Source organism: Flavobacterium sp. B167r, assembly GCF_056824315.1.
Map to the genome: position 1 here is coordinate 3290280 of NZ_CP124859.1, position 20885 is coordinate 3311164.

14 protein-coding genes are annotated in these 20885 nt (G+C 34.4%); 4 read left to right on the forward strand and 10 right to left on the reverse strand.

Annotated features, from left to right (window positions below):
- The first annotated feature begins 27 nt into the window (after positions 1-27).
- The 4 genes from QLQ96_RS14765 (at position 28) to QLQ96_RS14780 (ending at position 8235) form a co-directional block, all read left to right on the forward strand.
- On the forward strand, positions 28-3153 hold the full coding sequence (locus QLQ96_RS14765; RefSeq protein ID WP_482491369.1) for an efflux RND transporter permease subunit: 3126 nt from the start codon (positions 28-30) through the stop codon (positions 3151-3153).
- A 163-nt stretch (positions 3154-3316) separates the two neighbouring features.
- Positions 3317-4558, forward strand: coding sequence for a TolC family protein (locus QLQ96_RS14770; RefSeq protein ID WP_482491370.1), 1242 nt, complete (start codon positions 3317-3319; stop codon positions 4556-4558).
- A gap of 2 nt (positions 4559-4560) precedes the next feature.
- Positions 4561-5823 (forward strand): efflux RND transporter periplasmic adaptor subunit, encoded by a 1263-nt coding sequence (locus QLQ96_RS14775; RefSeq protein ID WP_482491371.1) that lies wholly within the window; start codon positions 4561-4563, stop codon positions 5821-5823.
- A gap of 411 nt (positions 5824-6234) precedes the next feature.
- On the forward strand, positions 6235-8235 hold the full coding sequence (locus QLQ96_RS14780) for a heavy metal translocating P-type ATPase (RefSeq protein ID WP_482491372.1): 2001 nt from the start codon (positions 6235-6237) through the stop codon (positions 8233-8235).
- A 218-nt stretch (positions 8236-8453) separates the two neighbouring features.
- Here QLQ96_RS14780 and QLQ96_RS14785 read toward each other — a convergent pair whose 3' ends face one another.
- From QLQ96_RS14785 to QLQ96_RS14830, 10 genes are all read right to left on the reverse strand, one after another.
- Positions 8454-9104: a VOC family protein gene (locus QLQ96_RS14785; protein WP_482491373.1), complete on the reverse strand. Its 651-nt coding sequence runs from the start codon at positions 9102-9104 to the stop codon at positions 8454-8456.
- Between the two features lie 195 nt (positions 9105-9299).
- Positions 9300-9716, reverse strand: coding sequence for a hypothetical protein (locus tag QLQ96_RS14790; RefSeq protein ID WP_482491374.1), 417 nt, complete (start codon positions 9714-9716; stop codon positions 9300-9302).
- A gap of 172 nt (positions 9717-9888) precedes the next feature.
- Entirely contained in the window at positions 9889-10503 is a 615-nt protein-coding gene (locus QLQ96_RS14795) for a hypothetical protein (RefSeq protein WP_482491375.1), read from the reverse strand.
- Positions 10504-10523: 20 nt separating this feature from the next.
- Positions 10524-11666 carry a cytochrome-c peroxidase gene (locus QLQ96_RS14800; RefSeq protein WP_482491376.1) on the reverse strand — a complete coding sequence of 381 codons (1143 nt, stop codon included), beginning with the start codon at positions 11664-11666 and terminating at the stop codon, positions 10524-10526.
- 197 nt (positions 11667-11863) lie between these two features.
- Positions 11864-13330 carry a hypothetical protein gene (locus QLQ96_RS14805; protein WP_482491377.1) on the reverse strand — a complete coding sequence of 489 codons (1467 nt, stop codon included), beginning with the start codon at positions 13328-13330 and terminating at the stop codon, positions 11864-11866.
- Positions 13317-14798, reverse strand: a complete 1482-nt coding sequence (locus tag QLQ96_RS14810) for a RagB/SusD family nutrient uptake outer membrane protein (RefSeq protein WP_482491378.1) — start codon at positions 14796-14798, stop codon at positions 13317-13319. Before QLQ96_RS14810 ends, QLQ96_RS14805 begins: the two co-directional genes overlap by 14 nt.
- A 3-nt stretch (positions 14799-14801) precedes the next feature.
- The gene (locus QLQ96_RS14815; RefSeq protein WP_482491379.1) at positions 14802-18161 is read right to left on the reverse strand and encodes a SusC/RagA family TonB-linked outer membrane protein; all 3360 of its coding nucleotides are present in this window, start codon (positions 18159-18161) and stop codon (positions 14802-14804) included.
- 10 nt (positions 18162-18171) lie between these two features.
- Complete coding sequence (locus QLQ96_RS14820; protein ID WP_482491380.1) at positions 18172-19275, reverse strand: FecR family protein; 1104 nt, start codon at positions 19273-19275, stop codon at positions 18172-18174.
- A gap of 67 nt (positions 19276-19342) precedes the next feature.
- Positions 19343-19942, reverse strand: a complete 600-nt coding sequence (locus tag QLQ96_RS14825; protein WP_482491381.1) for an RNA polymerase sigma-70 factor — start codon at positions 19940-19942, stop codon at positions 19343-19345.
- 292 nt (positions 19943-20234) lie between these two features.
- Positions 20235-20843: a hypothetical protein gene (locus QLQ96_RS14830; RefSeq protein ID WP_482491382.1), complete on the reverse strand. Its 609-nt coding sequence runs from the start codon at positions 20841-20843 to the stop codon at positions 20235-20237.
- Between the last annotated feature and the right edge of the window lie 42 nt (positions 20844-20885).

The following is a 20885-nucleotide window of genomic DNA, read 5'->3' on the forward strand; positions in this document are numbered from 1 at the left end:
TAATTTCTCACGTCATTATACATTCAAATGTTAGATAAAATCATACAATTTAGTATACGAAACAAATTCGTTATACTATTATTTACCCTTGTGCTTATTGCTTGGGGAAGTTATTCGCTTAAGAAATTACCTCTTGATGCACTGCCTGATATTACGAATAATCAGGTTCAAATTATAACGACTGCGCCAACGTTGGCAAGTCAGGAAGTTGAACAATTAATTACTTATCCGCTAGAAAGAGCTGTAAAAACTGTTCCTAATATTATCGAGTTGCGTAGTATTTCCCGTTTCGGATTATCGGTTGTAACCGTTGTTTTTGAAGACGATGTAGATATTTACTGGGCGCGCGAACAGATATTTCAACGCTTAAAAGAAGCCGAAGAAAATATTCCTGATTATGTAAATTCTCCCGAATTGGCACCAATTTCTACAGGATTGGGAGAAATTTACCAATATGATGTTTACGCCAAAAAAGGCTATGAAAACAAATACAGCGCAGTTGAACTTCGAACCATCCAAGATTGGATTATTATTCCGCAATTGCAAGGAATTAAAGGTGTTGCAGAAGTAAGTACTTGGGGTGGAAAATTAAAACAATTCGAAATCGCCGTAAATCCAAATATGCTCAATAGTTTGGGCGTTACGATTACCGAAATTTTTGACGCTTTAGAAAAAAACAATCAAAATACGGGTGGAGCTTATATAGAAAAAGATCAATACACGTATTTCATTCGCGGTGTCGGAATGGCAAAAGGCGTAAAAGACCTTGAAAATGTTGTGGTAAAAAACCGAAATGGTTCGCCAGTTTTGGTTCGAAATGTAGCGCAAGTTCGTGAAGGTGTTGCATTGCGTTACGGAGCATCTACAAAAGATGGAAAAGGGGAAATCGTTTCAGGAATGGTTTTGATGCTGAAAGGAGAAAACTCAAGCGCTGTTGTAAATCGTGTTCACGAAAAAATGGAGCAAATCAACAAAAGCCTTCCAGAAGGAGTTGTTGCCGAAGCTTTTATTGATAGAGGAAAACTCGTAGAGAATTCTATTAAAACCGTTGCTAAGAATTTATTAGAAGGAGCTTTAATTGTGATTTTCGTCTTGATTTTATTCCTAGGAAATCTTCGTGCGGGACTAATTGTAGCTTCGGTTATTCCGTTAGCGATGTTGTTCGCAGTGATTTTAATGAATGCCTTTGGCGTAAGCGGAAATCTGATGAGTCTTGGTGCCATAGATTTCGGAATTATTGTCGATGGAGCCGTCATTATTGTTGAAGCCACGATGCATCATCTGCAGAAATTCAAAAACAAAAAAGAATTGACGCAAGAAGAAATGGACGAAGAAGTTTATAATTCGGCTTCAAAAATTAGAAATAGTGCGGCTTTTGGTGAAATTATCATCTTAATCGTTTACTTGCCAATTCTAGCTTTAATTGGAACCGAAGGGAAAATGTTCAAACCAATGGCCATGACAGTTGGTTTTGCCATTATCGGAGCATTTATTCTTTCGCTGACTTATATTCCGATGATGAGTGCTTTGTTTCTTTCGAAAAAAACAGAACACAAAGAAAATTTCAGCGACCGCATGATTGCTTGGTTAGAAAGTCATTATACGCCATTATTGAAAAAAGCTTTGGAGTTTAAAAAAGTCGTTCTTTCTATTGCCGTTGGATTATTCGCTTTGGCGTTTATTATTTTCCAAAATATGGGAGGCGAATTTATCCCAACAATTGAAGAAGGCGATTTGGCAATCAATGCGACAATTATGACTGGAAGTTCGCTTACGCAGATGGTTGAAACAACGACCAAATACGAACAGATTCTGAAAGCTAAATTCCCAGAAATTAAAACTATCGTAACCAAAATAGGAAGCGGTGAAATCCCAACTGACCCAATGCCGATTGAAAGCGGAGATTTGATTATTGTTTTGAAAGACAAAAAAGAATGGAAAGGCAAATACCATAATTGGGAAGAATTGGCGAATGCCATGAAAGAAGAAATGGAAATTATTCCAGGTGCTAATATCGAAATCTCGCAACCGATCCAGATGCGTTTTAACGAATTAATGACAGGAAGCCGATCGGATATTGCGATCAAGATTTTTGGTGATGATTTGGAAATTCTAGATGCAAAAGCGACAGAATTGATTTCCAAAATAAAAGGAATCGAAGGAATTGGAGATTTAAAAGCCGATAAAGTGACCGGTTTACCACAAATCACAATTAAATACGATTACGATAAAATCGCCCTTTACGGGTTGAATATTTCAGATATTAATCAAATCATTCGTTCGTCTTTTGCGGGAGAAGTTGCGGGAAAGATTTACGACGAAAGCAAACGATTTGATGTTGTAGTAAGAATGGACGAAGACAATCGTGGCGACATTATGGATGTAAGCAATTTGTTTATTCCGCTTCCTAGTGGTCAGCAAGTGCCGCTTTCTCAGGTTGCTTCTGTTGAATACGAACAGGGGCCTGTGCAGGTCATCCGCGAAGACGGAAAACGAAGAATCACAGTTGGATTAAATGTCCGTGGAAGAGATATTAAAAGTGTTGTGGAAGAAATTCAGGCGAAACTGGATAAAAGTTTTAAACTTCCTGCGGGATATTACGTAACGTACGGCGGACAATTCGAAAATCTGATTGAAGCCTCGAAAAGACTTTCTGTTGCTTTACCAATTGCTTTAGGATTGATTTTAGTCTTGCTGTATTTCACATTCAAAAGTGTTAAACAAGCTTTATTAATTTTCACAGCAATTCCGTTATCAGCAATCGGAGGAGTTTTTGCGCTTTCGCTGAGGGGAATGCCGTTTAGTATTTCGGCTGGAATTGGTTTTATAGCTTTATTCGGAATCGCAGTTTTAAACGGAATTGTACTGATTTCGTATTTCAACCAATTAAAATCAGAAGGCATTTCAGATGCATTTCAACGAATTATTATCGGAACTAAAACTCGTTTACGTCCCGTGTTAATGACCGCAGCCGTAGCTTCATTAGGATTTCTGCCAATGGCTTTATCTACAAGCGGCGGAGCAGAAGTACAAAAGCCATTAGCAACCGTAGTAATCGGCGGATTAATCTCAGCGACTTTATTGACTTTAATTGTTTTACCGATTTTGTATTTATTACTGGAGAGGTTAAAACGTGGTAAAATTAGTCAATGAGAAAATTTGATAATTAGATAATTTATTACTGCGAGAGGCAAAAAAAGATTTTTCACGCAGATCTAAATAGATCAAAGCAGATTTAATTTGATTATAATAAACAAAAATCTGCCTTTATCAGCTTAAATCTTTTTAAAATCTGCGTGAAACAAAAATGATAAAAATGAAAAATTCAATATATAAAAATCAAACGAAAAAGCTTTGCTTCAAATGGCTATTGGGATTGCGATTAGTTGCATTTCTATTAGCAGGAACAGCAACATTCGCTCAGCAATCGATAAGCTTAGAAAAAGCAATAGAATTGGCCAAATCAAACAACATCGACTTAAAAATTGCCGATAAAGAAATCGAAAAACAAACCGTTCTTAAAAAAGCAGCTTTTCAACCAGATCCGCTTCAAGTGCAATATCAAGGAGGTCAGTTTAATAGTGTTGATTACGACCATAATGTTTCGGTGCAGCAGTTTTTCCCGTTAGGAAATATTACAAAAGCCAACCGACAATTGCAGGAAGAATTGGCAAAATTGGCAGAAAAACGAAAAGCATTGTCTTCGTATGAAATCGAAAAAGCGGTGACATTAGCGTATTATCAATATTTATATGGCGTTTCGATTCAGAAACTCAATTCAGAACTGAATGATATTTATACGAAATTCCTAAAGAATGCTGAACTGCGCTTTAAAACAGGAGAAAGCGGGAACATTGAAGTTATCAGTGCCAAAGCGAAAGTAAAAGAAATCGAAACGCAGAAAGCGCAATTAGAATACGATTTGGCAATTTATCAAAAGCAATTGCAATTTTTCATTCAAACCGATGAAAATATTGTTCCTGACCAAAATACGGCTTTGCAATACACTTTTGTTCAAAATCAAGAAAACACAAAAGCAGAGACTTTGATGACTGATTTTTACAATCAGCAGATTTCAGTTTACCAAAAAGAAGCTGGAACATTTAAAGCTTTGAGAACTCCGAAAGTCGGTTTAGGTTATTTTGCTCAGACAATAAATACAGAATCTTTGTTTCAAGGATTTACAGCTGGATTGCAGATTCCGTTGTTTGGAGGCGTTAATACAACCAAAGCAAAAGCAGCTGAAATCAGTATTTCGCAATCGCAATTGGCTTTAGATAAAAACAAATTGATGCTGAATTTACAAAGAGAAGAATTGAAAAATAATTTCGAAAAACAGCTAAAGAATTTGGCATATTTCCAAAATGAAGGATCGCTATATGCCAATCAGATTATTGAAACTGCCCAGAAAAGTTATGCCAATGGCGATATGAGTTATTGGTCGTATATCAGTTTTTTAAATCAGGCAATTGATATTAAAAAACAATTTGCAGAGGCAACGCACAGCTACAATCAAAGTGCGATCGAACTTCAATTTCCAACCATCAAAAACAATTAAAAATGAAAAATATATTTTATTTAACCGCAAAAAGCGCAAAGGTTTCGCAAAGAACGCAAAGTCTAATTTCCTTGCGTGCCTTGCGCTTTGTCTTTGCGTGCCTTGCGGTTATTTCCATAACAAGCTGCAATGAAAAGAAAGCTGAAGAATCGCAGGAAGAAGAAAAATCATCGACAGAAGTTGCTTTAACGGCTTCTCAATACAAAACAGTCGGAATTGAAACAGGTATTGTAGAAGATCGAAATCTGAATAAAATTATCAAAGCAAACGGTTACACGACAGTTCCTCCGCAAAATTCTGCTGAGGTTTCGACTTTGATTGGCGGAACGGTAAAAGATATTTTTGTTTTGGAAGGAACTTTCGTAAACAAAGGAAAAGTTTTGGCCACCATTCAAAATCTGGAAGTTATCGGAATGCAGGAAGATTATCAATCGGCTGTGGCGAATGTGGAATATCTGCAATTAGAATACAATCGCCAGAAAACGTTGAGTGATGAAAATGTGAATCCGAGAAAGACTTTTCAGGAAGTAAAAGCCAAATTAGCTGCAGAAAGAGCCCGTGCGCAGGCAGCAAAAAATAAGTTAGAAGCTTTGCATGTCAATACAAAAGGAGCAACATCGGTTGTGCCAATTGTTTCGCCTATAAATGGTTATGTTGGGAAAATTAATATTGCGAAAGGTGCTTTTGCCAATACAGGAGTTTCGCTCTTTGAAGTCGTTGACAACAGTCAGATGCATTTGGATTTGAATGTTTATGAGAAAGATTTAGGTTCGATTTCTATTGGTCAGGTAATTGATTTTGTATTAACGAATCAATCCAACAAATCGATTAAAGGAAAGATTTTCGGAATCAATAAATCTTTTTCTAACGAAAGTAAAACCGTTGCCGTTCACGCCAAAATCGATCCTGCAGATGCAAAAGGTTTAATTCCAGGAATGTACGTTTCGGCAAATATTAATATTGTGAATGCGACAGTTCCTGCATTGCCAAAAGATGCCGTAGTTCGAAATGCAGATAAATATTTTGTTTTCATTCAGGAAGAAGGACACTCAGAAGAAAAACATGATCACGCAGCGGGAGAAAAAGAAGAAGCTCACGAAGAGGAAATTCATTTTAAAGCTGTAGAAGTAATTCCAGGAACAACCGATTTAGGTTTTACAGAAGTTAAGTTTGTAAATGATATTCCGGCCAATGCTAAAATTGTAACGAAAGGCGCATTTTATCTGCTTTCAGCAATGAAGGGCGGAGGAGAGCATACGCACTAGTTTTTTGAGATGCTAAGATTCTAAGGTGCTGAGGTACTGAGTTTTTTCATTGACATCAAGACGTGGATTCGCAAAGTTTTTGAATTGCCTCCAGTTTTAGCTGGAGGTGTTTAATAGCAGAATTTAAAGGGCTTTAGCCAAACTTGCGATTTTAGGCTGAAGCCATTCACACTAGATTCAAATAACCTCCAGCTGAAGCTGGAGGCAATTGAAAGAGAAATTTTTGCAGATTTAATTTAAAATTATCTGCATAATCAGTTTAAATCTTTTTTAATCTGCGTGAAAAAAAAACTTAGCGTCTTCGGAGTCTTTGTGACAAAAAAACGATACAAATTGCTTAAATTTAGGACATTATTTAAAACAAAGTTTCAGGAACTTTAAAACTTGAAACTTTCAACTTGAAACTCAAAAATGATACATCAAGATAAAGAAGTAAAAAGTACAAAAAATAAAGCCAAAACTTCCTGTTGCTGTTCTCATGACGAGCCTGTACATTCTGATAATGACGGGCACGATCACGGAGAACACGATCATGAACATAATGTAGAAGGAGGGCTTTTTAAACTATTTCTGCCATCAATAATATCGTTTGTTTTATTGCTTATCGGAATTGGTTTTGATAACTATTTTCCGCAAGAATGGTTTACAGGATATGTTAGAATTGTGTGGTATGCGATTGCGTATCTCCCTGTTGGAATTCCGGTTTTGCGAGAGGCTTACGAAAGTATTGTAAAAGGAGATGTTTTCTCTGAGTTTTTCCTAATGTGCATCGCGACGATTGGAGCGTTTGCCATTGGCGAATATCCTGAAGGTGTTGCCGTTATGCTGTTTTATACTATTGGAGAAACCTTTCAAGGAATGGCGGTTAGCAGAGCAAAAACGAGTATTAAAAAACTTTTGGATCAGCGTCCTGATGAGGTCCATATTTTAGAGAATAATGTTGCTGTAAAAGTCAAAGCCAAAGACGTTCAAATTGGAGCTATTATTCAGCTAAAAGCTGGAGAAAAATTAGGTTTGGATGGCGAATTATTATCAGATTCTGCTTTTGTAAATACAGCAGCTTTAACAGGCGAAAGCAAACCAGCGACTAAAAAGAAAGGCGACTCTGTTTTAGCTGGAATGATAAACGGAAATACTATTATCGAAGTAAAAGTTACAACAGCTTACAGCGACAGTAAACTGTCTAAAATTCTGGAATTGGTGCAAAATGCCACTGCAAAAAAAGCGCCTGCTGAATTGTTTATCAGAAAGTTTGCTAAAATCTATACGCCAATTGTGGTGTATTTGGCCATTGCAATTTGTTTGATTCCGATGCTTTTTGTAGACAATTATGTCTTTACCGATTGGCTGTACCGAGCTTTAGTTTTCTTGGTTATTTCTTGTCCTTGTGCGTTGGTTATCAGTATTCCGTTGGGTTATTTTGGAGGAATTGGCGCAGCGAGTAAAAACGGAATCCTGTTTAAGGGAAGTAATTTCTTGGACAGTATTTCGACGATTCAAAATGTTGTAGTTGACAAAACAGGAACTATGACGGAAGGTGTTTTTAAAGTTCAAGATGTCATCATAAAACCTGAATTTGACAAAGACGAAATTTTAAAACTGGTTAATGTTTTAGAAAATAAAAGTTCTCATCCTGTGGCAACGGCAATTCACAATCATGTTGGAACAATTGATTCTTCGGTAGAATTGAAAAATATTGAAGAAATTTCGGGACACGGATTAAAAGCTACTCACAATGGAAAAGAACTTTATGTAGGTAATTTCAAATTGTTGGATAAATTCAATATTTCGTATGATATAAATCCTTCAACAATAGTTTACACCACAATTGCAATTGCTTACCAAGGTAAGTTTGCAGGTTATTTGACAATTGCTGACGAAATAAAAGAAGATGCCAAAGAAACCGTTTCTAAACTAAAATCTTTAGGTGTAAAACTGACAATGTTAAGCGGTGATAAAACGAATGTTGTTCAGTTTGTGGCTGATAAACTCGGAATAACAAAAGCTTTTGGAGATTTGCTTCCAGAAGACAAGGTCAATAAAGTAAACGAAATTAAAGCTAAAAACGAAACAATTGCCTTTGTTGGTGATGGCGTAAACGATGCGCCCGTAATAGCTTTAAGTACGGTCGGAATTGCAATGGGAGGTTTAGGAAGCGACGCCACAATCGAAACTGCCGATATTGTAATTCAAGATGATAAACCAAGCAAGATTGCAATGGCAATTAACATCGGAAAACAAACTAAAAAGATTGTTTGGCAGAATATTATATTGGCTTTTGTGGTAAAAGCTTTTGTATTAATTCTAGGCGCGGGCGGACTCGCTACAATGTGGGAAGCTGTTTTTGCCGATGTTGGAGTAGCACTTTTAGCAATTTTGAATGCGGTTCGAATTCAGAAAATGAAGTTTTAGAAAACTATTTAAGGTTTAAATAAAAAATCCACTAAATCCACTAAATCTGCTAAACCTGCGAGGAGAAAAAAATTTCACGCAGATTTTCAGATTGAAGCAGATTTAATTTTGATTAAAAAAATCTGCTTTATCTGCTTTATCTGCTTAAATCTTTTTAAAATCTGCGTGAAATAAAATTACAGAGTTTATAAAATAATTTTCTCGCAGATTCCGCAGATTTAAAATTTTAAGTTAATTATATTTTCATTATTCTCGAGGGTAATTTCAATCGGATTACTTTCAGAAGGAATTTGAGTTGGATACCAATTTCTAGTAGGTTGAACCAAAATTAATAAGCCTTCATGATCGCCAATGGCTGAGAATTTATCTGTATTTGTATTTTGAGAAAAGAAATGAAGTCCGTGTTCTTCAATTAATTGATTTCCTAATTGTAACGGGTTTTCGGTAACAATTCCGATTTCACTTATGTTTAAAATAGAAGCAGAGTTGAATTCGCCAACTTGTTCATTATTAAGATCATGTCGAGCAATGAATTCTAGTAAATTTCCGTTGTGATCGAAGAAATAAATAGAATGCGCATTCCAATTTTCGAAATTAGTAACCACACTATTATCTTCAAGAACAATTAAATCTACTTTGTCTTTGCACCATTGAATAGCTTCTTCAAGCTGATTTTCAGGAATATTAAAAGCAAAATGATATATGGAATCAAAGTAAGGATCTTCGACAAATTTTAAAATGGAAGTTCCCGCCTGAAATGTTATCGATTTTGGGTCATTTTCCAGAATGAAAAGTCCGAAAATGTTCTGATAAAATGCTTTTGTTTTTTGAATATCGTTTGTTTTGATTTCTATTTGATCTATTCTCATAACTGTAATTTTTTATAAAAGAAAAGCTTCTTTTGAGTGATAAACAAATTTAAAAAATGCCAGTGTTATTGGGAAAACAGCGTTATTTTATGAATCGATGGAATTATAGTAATTTACGATTTTAATTTTACATAGAAATAAAAAAAATCCGTATCAAATGCATGATACGGATTTTATATTGCTAAAAAACAGACATTAAGCCATGTCTATTAATCCTCTTTTTACAACATAATGATCGTCATTTTTTACTAGATAAAATTGCGCGGCAAATCCAGAAGGTTCATCCATATAAGTTACGCTTACATCGAAATATCTTGAATTGCCTTTTTCTTCATACCACATAAAATCATCCAGAATTCCTAAATTCTGCGTCCATTCTAAATTGTTAATCCATTCTCTTCCTTCAAAAGACTCATCTTCGGCACTTTCGTGAATCAAGTAATTATCGCGCCAAATGACATGGATAGATTCTTCCCAATCATCATAAACATGGTCTACTATATTTTTTGCATTATCTAATTCGCCTTTATTTAAATAAGCGAAAAATTCTTCTACTAAATTCTGAACTTCTTGTTCGGTCGGTTTTTCTTTCCAAGTTTTTAGAGAGGCCATAACGTTGTTTTGATTAAGTTTTTAAATGGGATTATTTTAAAATTTTTCTCGTTAAATGTATGAAATTTATGATGTCATTTTAGAAAATGATGAATTTTAAAAACAAAAAAAGCCCATTTAAATTAAGAAATGGACTTTGGAGATCTGTCAATTTTTGGGGCAATTTACAGATCTATTTATTTTTTTTGGGACGATTTTTATTATGATTATTTCTAAGATTAACAATTTCAGGATTATTGCTAAAAGCAAATAGCATTAATTGTCTTGTTGGCATCATCATTAATTCTTCTTTTCTGAATTGTTCGAATAATTCAACTCTAAGATTTCGGATTTCGGCAGATACTCTAGGATCATTGTTTAAAAATAATTCCTGAAGTCTGTACGGATGTTTAATATTCAATCTTTTAGCGATCTCAATTACTTCGTTTTTATTTTTCCAGATGTGAAAACCAACTCTCTCCCAAGAATAGGTAATTCTGAAATGAGCAATTCTAAAAGCGTCATCATCATTAAATTCTGAATTTAAAATAACCCTTACAGAATCTGAATATTTTTTGATTCTCTCTGGCTTAATATTGTAATCAATAAGCATTTTTTCATAAAGCTCTTTTGATATTTGTATTTTAAGATTTTCATCCAAATATTTATACTTATGATTTAAGAAATCAATTTTTACAAGTGAATCAATTTTTTTATCTTTTTCTAGTAAAACCTTTTGAAGATCTTCTTGCGAAAACATAAAATTATAAGATAAAAAGGCAATAATTAAAATGTATAATGACTTCATATAAATGGATCTTAAATTATTTATTTAGGCATTTCTGGCGTCATAATTCTTCTTGTTGGCGTGCTTAAAGTTTCGATAAAAGCTAGCAAATCAGCAATTTCTTCTTTGCTTAAATCCAATTTTCTAAGCATTGGGTCAACTTTTGGAATCAAAGAATCTCTTGCTGTTCCCAGATATTTCTTTTGAACTGGAGATGGATTTCCTAAATTGTACAATTCTACAACATCCAACAAAGTTGGGAAATGTCCGTGATGCATCCACGGTTTTGTGTTTACGACTTCACGAAGTGTTGGCGTTCTAAATTTACCAATATCTTTTACATCTTTCGTCACATTATAACGTCCGAAATCTTCATTTTTTGTTCCGAATAAAGTTTGTCCGTCATTATGAAACTGATTGTCGCTGAAGTAAGGCGTATTATGGCAATTGATGCATTGCGCTTTCGTTCTAAACAAATGCATTCCTTTTACTTGTTGATCGGTATAAATATCTGATTTTCCGCTTACAAACTGATCAAATTTACTTTTCGGACTATTAATTGATCTTTCGAAAGTGGCAATTGCATATTGAATTCGCTCTAAAGTCACTTTTTTATCTCCAAAAGCTTCTGTAAATAACGAATTGTATCCTTTGATTTTAGCAATTTTATCAACGGCAATCGTCAGTTTTTCATTCATTTCTAAAGGATCTTGAACAGGAAATTGTGCTTGATCTTCTAAGCTCGAAGCGCGTCCATCCCAAAATAGGGAAGTGGCATACGCCGAATTTAGGATTGTCATAGAATTGCGTTTTCCCGTCTGGCGATCGTGACCAAAAGAACGTGTTAAATTATCCGTCCATCCCAATTCAGGATTGTGGCAAGAAGCGCAGGCAATTTGTCCGCTGCGAGATAATCTCGGATCAAAAAACAAAATCTTTCCCAAACTTTCTTTTTCCTTCGAATACGGATTATAAGCAGGATAAGGAACCGCAGGAAGCACACCAATATCTTGAAATTTAGATTTATCGACGTTTTCGTGTAATTCTGCAGCGGGCCATTTCGAAGAATCTCCGCTGGAATAGAGTTTTCTTAATTCCTGAATATCGATGTAGTCAGGACCTTCCATACTTTTGTAAGCCGTTAAGCTCAGCAGGAATAAGATTGGGATGATTAGTTTTTTCAATTCTTTTTGTTTTTGTTTTTTTTCTTGATTTTTTCCTGATTTTGTTTTGAAGTTTCAAGTTTCAGGTTTCAAGTTATCCGAGAAAGTGAAACTTGAAACCTGAAACTTGAAACCTTTTTAGCCTCCAAAAGCTTTGTCAAAGTTTTAAACTTTGACAAAGCTAGTTGTGACTGTCAACCGCGACTGCGACTGAATACTTAAAGCGTAACTTCCTTTGGACACGGAATACTTAAAGCCGCTGGTTTCGGATAGGTTTTATTATTGTACATTCTGTATTGTGTCGAAACTGTTCCTCCAAACAGTTTGTCATTCGTCAGTTTTAATTCAAATGTAATCTCATATAAACCATTGCTGATTTCTTTATAAGTTCCGTCACCAGAAATAGCAATTTGATAAGTGTTGTCTTTATCTTTTCCGATTGTTATATATTGTGGAATCACTAAAACAGTTCCTCCGGTTTTGCTGTTTCCGTTTGCTGGAAAAAACTCTAAAGCAGAGGTAATGTTGAAACCAGGTGATATTGAAGCTGAGTTGCTTTCGTTAGAAAACCATCTCTTTAAACCAAAAGAATTCACCGTATTGGTTCCGGTTGCTACATTAAATCCAATTTTGAAAGCATCGTGATAAATATCGTCGTTAGGATTTGTAGTTCCTTTATCGCTGTATAATATTGCATTTGGATCATCTTTTGTAACGATAATGGGAAAAGTTAAAGCATTGAAAGTCATCCATGCACAGTTTCCATTATTATTAAACCAATGTTCGCCGTAGGTCAGATAAAACGCATTTGTAGGGTCAGTAAATTTTGAAGCTGGAAAGGCTTGAACATCTCTCGGCGTTTTGATTGGTTTTGCAATAGTTAAAATCGTATTTCCTGTAGCTATATAATTTGTTGAACTTTCAAGAGTAAGTTTTGTCTCGTAACGGGCATCATCATTTTGAATGTCTTCTAAAAGCGTCATATGATATGTAATTGAGCTTCTGTTGTCTCCGTAATCATCATGCGTCAGAGAATATTCAAATCCGTTTACGAATGTAAAAGGACTGGTTTGTTCAATTTCTTCGGGAACAAATCCGTTAGGAAAATTTACTTTAAAATCAATTTTTTCTCCAACCTCACCTTTTATCAGAAAACTGTTTACAGGAAAAGTATAAGGCGTTACAACTTCGCCTAAATTGATTGTAAAAATATCGTTTGGTGTGGCAGTATTTAGATTTCCGATATGAATAGCAGGATCAGAAGTGTTTTCCAATTTTAAAGTAATACTTTGTTTGTCTTTCCATCTTTTATCAAATGACAAATAAATCGTATCTGACAGTTTATTGCCCTGAAAAAGCAATTCGCTGGCAGGTTCTACAGTAAAAGTATCCAGACTTCCAGAAGTTGATGCACTGAAAGTTGCCTTAACAGGATTTTTTAAATCGACTGCAGTCAAGGTAACGGGAACTTTAAGTATTTTAACCGATTTGTTTTCGTACTCAGAAGACGGAATAACCGTCGTGCTCATTCTAGGATATTCTAACGGAACACCATTTAAAGTCGTAAAATTGAATCTGATAAAAGGATCAATGTTTTGTGATTCTAATCTGTAATCATCTTTTGAACAAGATGAAAACAAGATTACAAGAAGGCATAATGCGGTTATAATTTTAGTATGATTCATTTTGTTTTAGGTTTGTGTTAAGAAGTAAATTTCTGCGTGGTATAGGCAATATATATTTTGGAGACGGATAAGCTACACTGCAAATCAGTGAAATACAGCCGTCATTACGAGAAACATCTTTTTTGTTTCTGGCAATATCAAAAAATAAATGACCCTCAAAACAAAGTTCTTTTCTACGTTCTAAGAACAATTCCTCTGTGATATTAGTATTGTTTGTAAGCAATGATGCTTTTGCTCTAGCTCTGATAACATTAATGTCGTCTCTAGCCTGATCTGCGTTGTTCAGCCCGATGGCAGCTTCAGCACGAATCAAATATTGTTCGCTTAGTCTAAAAGCCACATAACCAGGGTTGTCTTGAAATTTTTTTGTGAAATTGTAATCTACATTAACTGGTTGTAAATTGATTATGGTCGAAATTGATTTCTTTAAAAATAACTGTTTTCTAATGTCGCTATTTTCATATAGATTCAATAAATCTTCCGATGCAGCGTAAGTTCCGTAACTTGTATTATCGGTATATCCGAACTGAGTAAATAGAGATATACTCGCAGATCCGTCATTCGATCTTGGAATAGTAAATTCTAATAAAATCTCAGAAATTGGAAGATCTGGCTGTTCCCATTGCGCGATATAATTTTCTGAACTCACTAAGCTGATACCAGAATTTGTAATAACATCAGTAGCTGTGTCATAAGCATTTTTATAGTCTTTCTTAGATAAGTAAACTTTTGCTAATAAAGCTTTGGCATTTGTTTTATTGAAATAAGAGTACGAAGGCCCTTCAGATAAAGGAGCTCCAGAATATAAATTTATAGCTGTTGTAATGTCTTCAATAATAAACGCATAGGTGTTTGCAACTGTTTCTCTTGACGGATAATAAAGCTTTTCATTGATAGAAGCTTTACTGTACACAATTCCGATATGAGACGCATCTGGCGTAAAGTCGTAACCCTGAGCATACAGCTGGCTAAGTAAAAAGTGAATATAAGCTCTCGTTGTTAACGCTTCAGCTTTTATCTGATTTTTCTCTTCAATAGTTGCGTCTGTAAGGGCATCTGTAAATTCTAAAAACAAATTTGCCTGATTGATAATATCATAACAAGTCGCGTAAAATGAACTAAAATTAGAAGCTTCCTGTAAATCATCAAAAGCATAAACGCCAGCTACATTACTAGAAACGCTCACTTGTCCGTTAGTAGTACCGTTACTTATAGTTGGAGTAAATTTTAAATTGCCTCCCTGTAAATCTGCGTAAACAGAGTATGGAGCACTACGAACTGCTGCCTCAACTTCAAGATACATTCCTCTCATGGCTTCCAGCACACCTTGTTTGTTTTTTAACTGTTCTGTAATAGAGGTCTGTGTGCCAGGTTCCTGCTCCAGAAAATCACTGCAGCTTTGCAATACTGCCATTGAAACTATAAGGAAAGCGATTTTTAATTTTATGATAGGTTTAAAATATTTCATTTTTTAAAATTTTGTATTAATTCCCAGTGAAATTGTTCTTGACTGCGGATAATTAAAGCTGAATTCTCTAATTCCATTCATTCCTTTCGGACTTTTTTCTTTGTACCAGTAAAAAGCATTTGAAACATCTGCAAAAACAGTCAGCGTTTCTAAAAATGTATTTTCGATAGGCACATTATAACTTAAATTAATGTTGCTGATTTTGAAGTAAGTCGCGTCGTAAACATATTTGCTCAAATTAGGAAGCAGTGTGTTTTGGCCTGGAGCTGGCTGCGAAACTATATCTCCTTGATTTCTCCAGTAATCATAAGCATTAACAGACAGATTTCGATTTATCAAATTGCTGTATTTCGAAACGATTTCATCTGAAATTAATTTGTCGCCACCCAACTGGAATGCGCCTGTAAAAGACAAAGTAAAACGGTTATCGAATGAAAAACGGTTATTGAAACCTCCAAAAGCTTTTGGCTGAAGATCACCGATAGGTTCCCAATCCAATTCGTTAAAAAGACTTCTCCAAGTTGGAGCATCATAAAGCTGTCCATCTTTGCGAATTAAATCACGTCCCGTTGCAGGGTCTACACCAGCCCATTTTACACCCCAGATCGTTGTTGTACTGTATCCGATTTTTTGTGCAAGAGCAAGGTTTGCTATAGAATAATCACTTCCTAAACCAACAAGATCGGTTACTTTATTGTCAACGGTTGAAATATTTACAGCAGTTGTCCATTTGAATTTTCCTTTTTGAAACCATTTGATTCTTGTTGTCAATTCAAAACCTTTATTGTACATGCTTGCTGCGTTCAACTGCATGGTGCCGTAACCAGTTTCTGTAGGGATTTCGCGACTTGTAATTAAGTCATTCAAATCATCATAGTAATATTCCAATGACAATTCAACAGTATTGAATACATTAAAATCAATACCAGCATTGAATTTCTTATTTTTTTCCCAGCTCAAATTTCCGTTAGGAGAGGTGCTTGGAGTTGCATAAGAACCGCCGTTGTAACCCGTTTGAAGTATAGAATACAAACCTTTAGAACGGTAAGAACCAATTCGGGAATTTCCTGTAGAACCGTAACTAACTTTCAGTTTTAAAAAGTCAATCCAAGAAGAATTGTTTAAGAAATCTTCGTTAGAAGCTATCCACGCCAAACCTGCACCGCTGTTTAAAGCCACATTGGTATCATCTCCAAAAACAGAACTTTCGTCACGTCTAAGGTTTCCTAAAACAAAATATCTTTTTTTGTAATTATAATTTAACTGTCCGAAGAATGAAACACGTGCATTGTAATTGATATCACTTCTGTAAGATTGTTTTGTTTTGCTTTCGTCAGTAGTTGTGTCGGGATTATCATCTTGAATGGCTTCATTTACATTATGAATCACATTGGGGTTTACAAATCCGGTTCCAGATGCATAATTAAAATTATTTCTTTCATCTGAAAGTTCAAATCCGACAACACCATCAATAGCATTATTTTTATTGATGTCTTTATTGAAAAGCATTTGACCTTGCCAGTTCCATTTCGTAGAATTACGTTTGTTAATCAGTCTACGTCCCCAATTAGAATAGGTTTCTCCATCTAAAAGAAATGTACCATTATTCTGTCCGCTTTCATTTTCACCAGAAAAATAACGATCCTGTACTTTATCCAAGTAATCCATACCGAATAAAGTAGCAAATTTGATGTTTTTATTCAGTTCATAACCAACATTCAAACTTCCAATAAGCGCTTTAGATTCGTTTTCATTTTTGTTTTGCTCAATTGCTGCTAACGGATTTCCTCCTGTCGGACCAATTAAACCTAATTTTGAATACGTTCCGTCTGCATTATAAGGAGAAATTGTTGGCAGATAGGCAAAATCATAATAAATATTTGGCGCATCTTTCTTAATATAACTCGGATTAAGAGATAAATTAATATTCCATTTAGATTGTTTGTAGCCTAAATTAATACCACCATTTAATTGTTTTGTCGTATTTCCTAATTGTGGCTCGTCAATATTTAAATACGTAATATTGGTGCGGTAAGTAATTTTAGAAGTTCCTCCAGAAACACTAAAATTATACTTATTGTATATCCCAGATTGATTTAAAAGATCAAACCAATTTGTATTAACACCGTTATAAGGAACAGGAATATAACTTGGATTTCTGCTCAAATTAAAAGCATTATTGATTTCATTATATTGTTCTCCGTTTAAATATTTAATCTGATTTATGGCAGTAGAAACCCCTAATTGATTAGAAAATTGAAATTTTGCTTTTCCTTGTTTTCCTTTTTTAGTTGTAATTAAAATTACTCCATTTGCTCCATCGGCACCATAGATACCAACCGCTGCGGCATCTTTAAGAACCGTTAAAGACTCAATATTATCTGGAGATAAAAACGCCAGAGGATTTGATAGGCTTTCGCCAAGACCACCCGCTGCTTCAAAACTGGTACTATCGATACCTTTTTGTTCATTCATTATAACCCCGTCAACAATAATTAAAGGCTGACTAGAAGTTCCAAGAAGATTTCCATTTAACGGTTTTAAAGTTCCCTGACCACGTATATTTATTTTAACAGGAGTTCCAACTCCAGAAGTATTTTCAACCAAAACCCCTGCAATTTGTCCTTCGATCATTTTGTCAACACTTTCAGAAGCTTGCTGCACCGGAATATCTTTAGCTTGTAAAGTAGAAATACTTCCAACAATTTCTTCTTTTAGTTTTGTAGTTCCGTAAGAAGACGTAATTACAACCTGATCCAATTCATCTGTAACTTCTTGAAGATAAAAGATAAACTCTTTCTTGTAGCCAGCAGTTTGCGATTGCGATTCCATTCCTAAATAGGCAACTTCAAGAATTTGATCTTTAATATTATCGCCTTTTAGTTCATAAGCAAATTTTCCGTTTGCATCCGTTATTGCGCCCATTCCAGTTCCGTTTACGCGAATAGTTGCACCAGGAAGAGGCTGTTTGTCTTTTGCGCTGTAAACCGTTCCTTTAATAACGCGTTCTGTTTCTGGAACAGCAGATTTAGATCTGTCAACAGGAGCAGCATTGGTCAATAAAACTTGCTTTTTTTGAATGTAGTAGGAGATATCTGTGCCTTTTAAAAGCTTCTTCAAAGCAACTTCTAAAGTGGCATCATTAACATCTAAATCGGCCAACTGATCCGTATCTATTTTTTTTGCATTATAAATGATTCTAAAATCACTTTGCTCTTCAATAGATTTGATAATTAGGCTTATAGTTTTGTTTTTTACGTGAATTGTAATAAGTTTATTCTGAGAAAATCCTTTAAATCCAGATATGAGTAGGGCTAAGAAAAACAGAATTTTTCTTAAAACGGGTTGTATCGTAAATGTCATGTTTATTTATTTATCGCGGATTGGTGATTGTAATGGTTTTTTGTTGAATAGAATAATTAAAAGGCGTGTCACGTTTTAGCAGGTCTAAAATGTTCTCGACACTAGATTCGCTGATTTTAATTGTACCTGTAAAATTCTGTCTGGCCAAATCAGAATTTTCGTTGATAATTTCAACATCATAAGTACGCTGAATAATTTTAGCGATTGTAGAAAATGGGGTGTCTTTAAAAGCAAGTTCGCCTTTTGTCCAGGCAGCATAAAAGGTTGGGTCGACTTCTTTTAAGACCAGTTTTTTTGAATTATTCTGCCACGTCGCCATTTGGTTGGGCTCCAACAGAATAGCATTAGAAGGATTAACAGCTTCAGACATTTTAATACTTCCTTCAATTAATGTACTATTAACTGTAGGGTTTTCAGGATAAGCGCTCACATTAAATGTTGTCCCGAGAACTTCAATATCTGCCTGATTAGCATGAACAATAAACGGATGCATTTTGTCTTTGACAACTTCAAAAAATGCTTCACCAGTTAAGTAAACATTTCTGTTTCCGTTTAAGCCAAATTGCTCCGGATAGCGCAAAGTTGTTCCAGAATTTAAACTCACAACAGTACCATCTGAAAGTTTAAGTTTGAAACGTTTTCCGTACGGAATAGAAAGCGTATTATAAATCACTTTATGATCCTGAACTTTACCAAAGTAAATAATTTCAGTCGGAAATTTTTTGGCAACCAAATCGCCTTTGTCATTTAACAACGTAGTCTGAGTTTTTCCTGAGAAATATTCCAGACGGCCGTCGCCCAATTCTAGAACAATTTCTTTTGGAGTTTCAGATTTAGCGTTAAATAAGTAAATAGTAGTTCCTAAACCCAAAAACAATAGAAAAACAGCAGCATATTGTAAATACTGTCTGATTTTGTTTTTTGATTTCATCTGAATTACCGGAACAGTTTCAATAGATAAATCACAAGAAAGAGTGGTTAATACCCAAATCTTCTTAGTTTTTATAAATTGTTTTTTATTTTCTTCCGATGCTTCGATCCAATCAAAAAGTGCCTGAACTTCTTGTTCTGAAGCTTCGTTAGAAAGGTATTTATGTATTATTTCCGATGTCATATATGCTTTTTAAAACTTCTCGCCATTATAAGTACACCTCAGAATTAAAATACCCTACCCTTTATTCTTAATTATTATAAATAAGGATAAAGATTAAGAACAAATAATCAGATAATTTGGTCTTTAAAATCTTCAAAGCCTTTGTCATATGGGCTTCTACAGCTTTTAAAGTAACTCCCATCTCTTCTGCGATTTCTGCATTTTTTTTATTTTCAAAGCGTTTTTTAATAAAAACTTCTCTGGTTTTTGGCGGCAGATCGCTGATAGATTCCTGAATTATACGTTCTAATTCGGTTAATTCTAAAGTGTCGAATTGAATCGAATTCAAAACTTCGATATCCAATTCTCTTTCTTTGTGGTTTAATAGGTCATTTTTGAATTTATCCTTCACTTTATTATGACGGATTAAATTCAAGCATTTTGATTTGGAGTAAGTAAACAAGAAAGCCTGAATTCCGTTGATAGATTCTATTTCTTCTCTACTTTGCCATAGGTGTAGTAAGGCTTCCTGAGCAAGATTTTCAGCTTCGTCCTGATCGTAAATAAATTGGACGCTGAAAGACTGGATTCTTCTAAAGTATTTATCGTAAAAAAACTTGAATGCAGTTTCGTCTCCTTCCTTAAAGGAATAGAAAAGATCTAATTCGAAACTGGCATTGTTATTCATTAAAACAAATTTACTTTGAAGAAAGCAATATTAAAGTAAATTTTAAAAACTACTCAATTTTGCTCAGAAAGCGGCAAATATAAAAGTTTATTTATATTAATTCTAAATAAAATGAAAATAAAGACATTTCCATGAAATTTTATTCAGAATAGGTTTAAGATAGGTTGTTTTTTAACCGCAATGCACGCAAGTTTTTTGATATTCAAACGTATTAAAAACACAAAGTTCGCAAAGCTTTGTGAAAAAAACTTTGCGAACTTTGCGTTTCCTTTGCGTCTTTGCGGTTAAAAAATCAATTCAAAATCAAATCGATATTTTTAGACAATCGATCAGCCAACTCGGGTTTAGTGCTGTTGTTTAAAATCCACGGGACTAATTTTCCATTTTTTATGATTTGTTCTTTAGAATATACTAAACTAAAATATTCTCTCGAACTTGCGTTTTGCTTTACATCTTCAAAATAATAACGCGATTGTTTCAAAGAAGGATATTTCTCTAAGAGATAATCATTTAAAGTATAAGAAGCTCCCTCTTTATACAAATCAGCGGGAAGAATAGGGGTAATGGTAATTTTTTGAATATTGCCTTTTAAATCATTATAAGCCTCTTTTGTAGTTGAAAAATCAGATTGTTTTAATTTGTCTTTTTCAGATAACTGACGAATTACAGAAAGTCTCACATAATCACCATTAATTTCAATCACTTTAAAAATAAAATAATTATGCTGCATGCTCTGACTTCCGTTTGAACCTCTTTGTTTGCTAAAAATAAAACTGCCCAACTGCAATTTATGTTCCGGTGTATTAATCGCTTTTTTCCATTTGTATGGATTGTAAACGAAATGTTTAAAGGCGTATAAAATGATAATAATAAGAAGGCTTATTAAAAGTAGTTTTTTCATCAAATAGAAATTTCAATAAAAATAATAATTTTAACCGCAAAG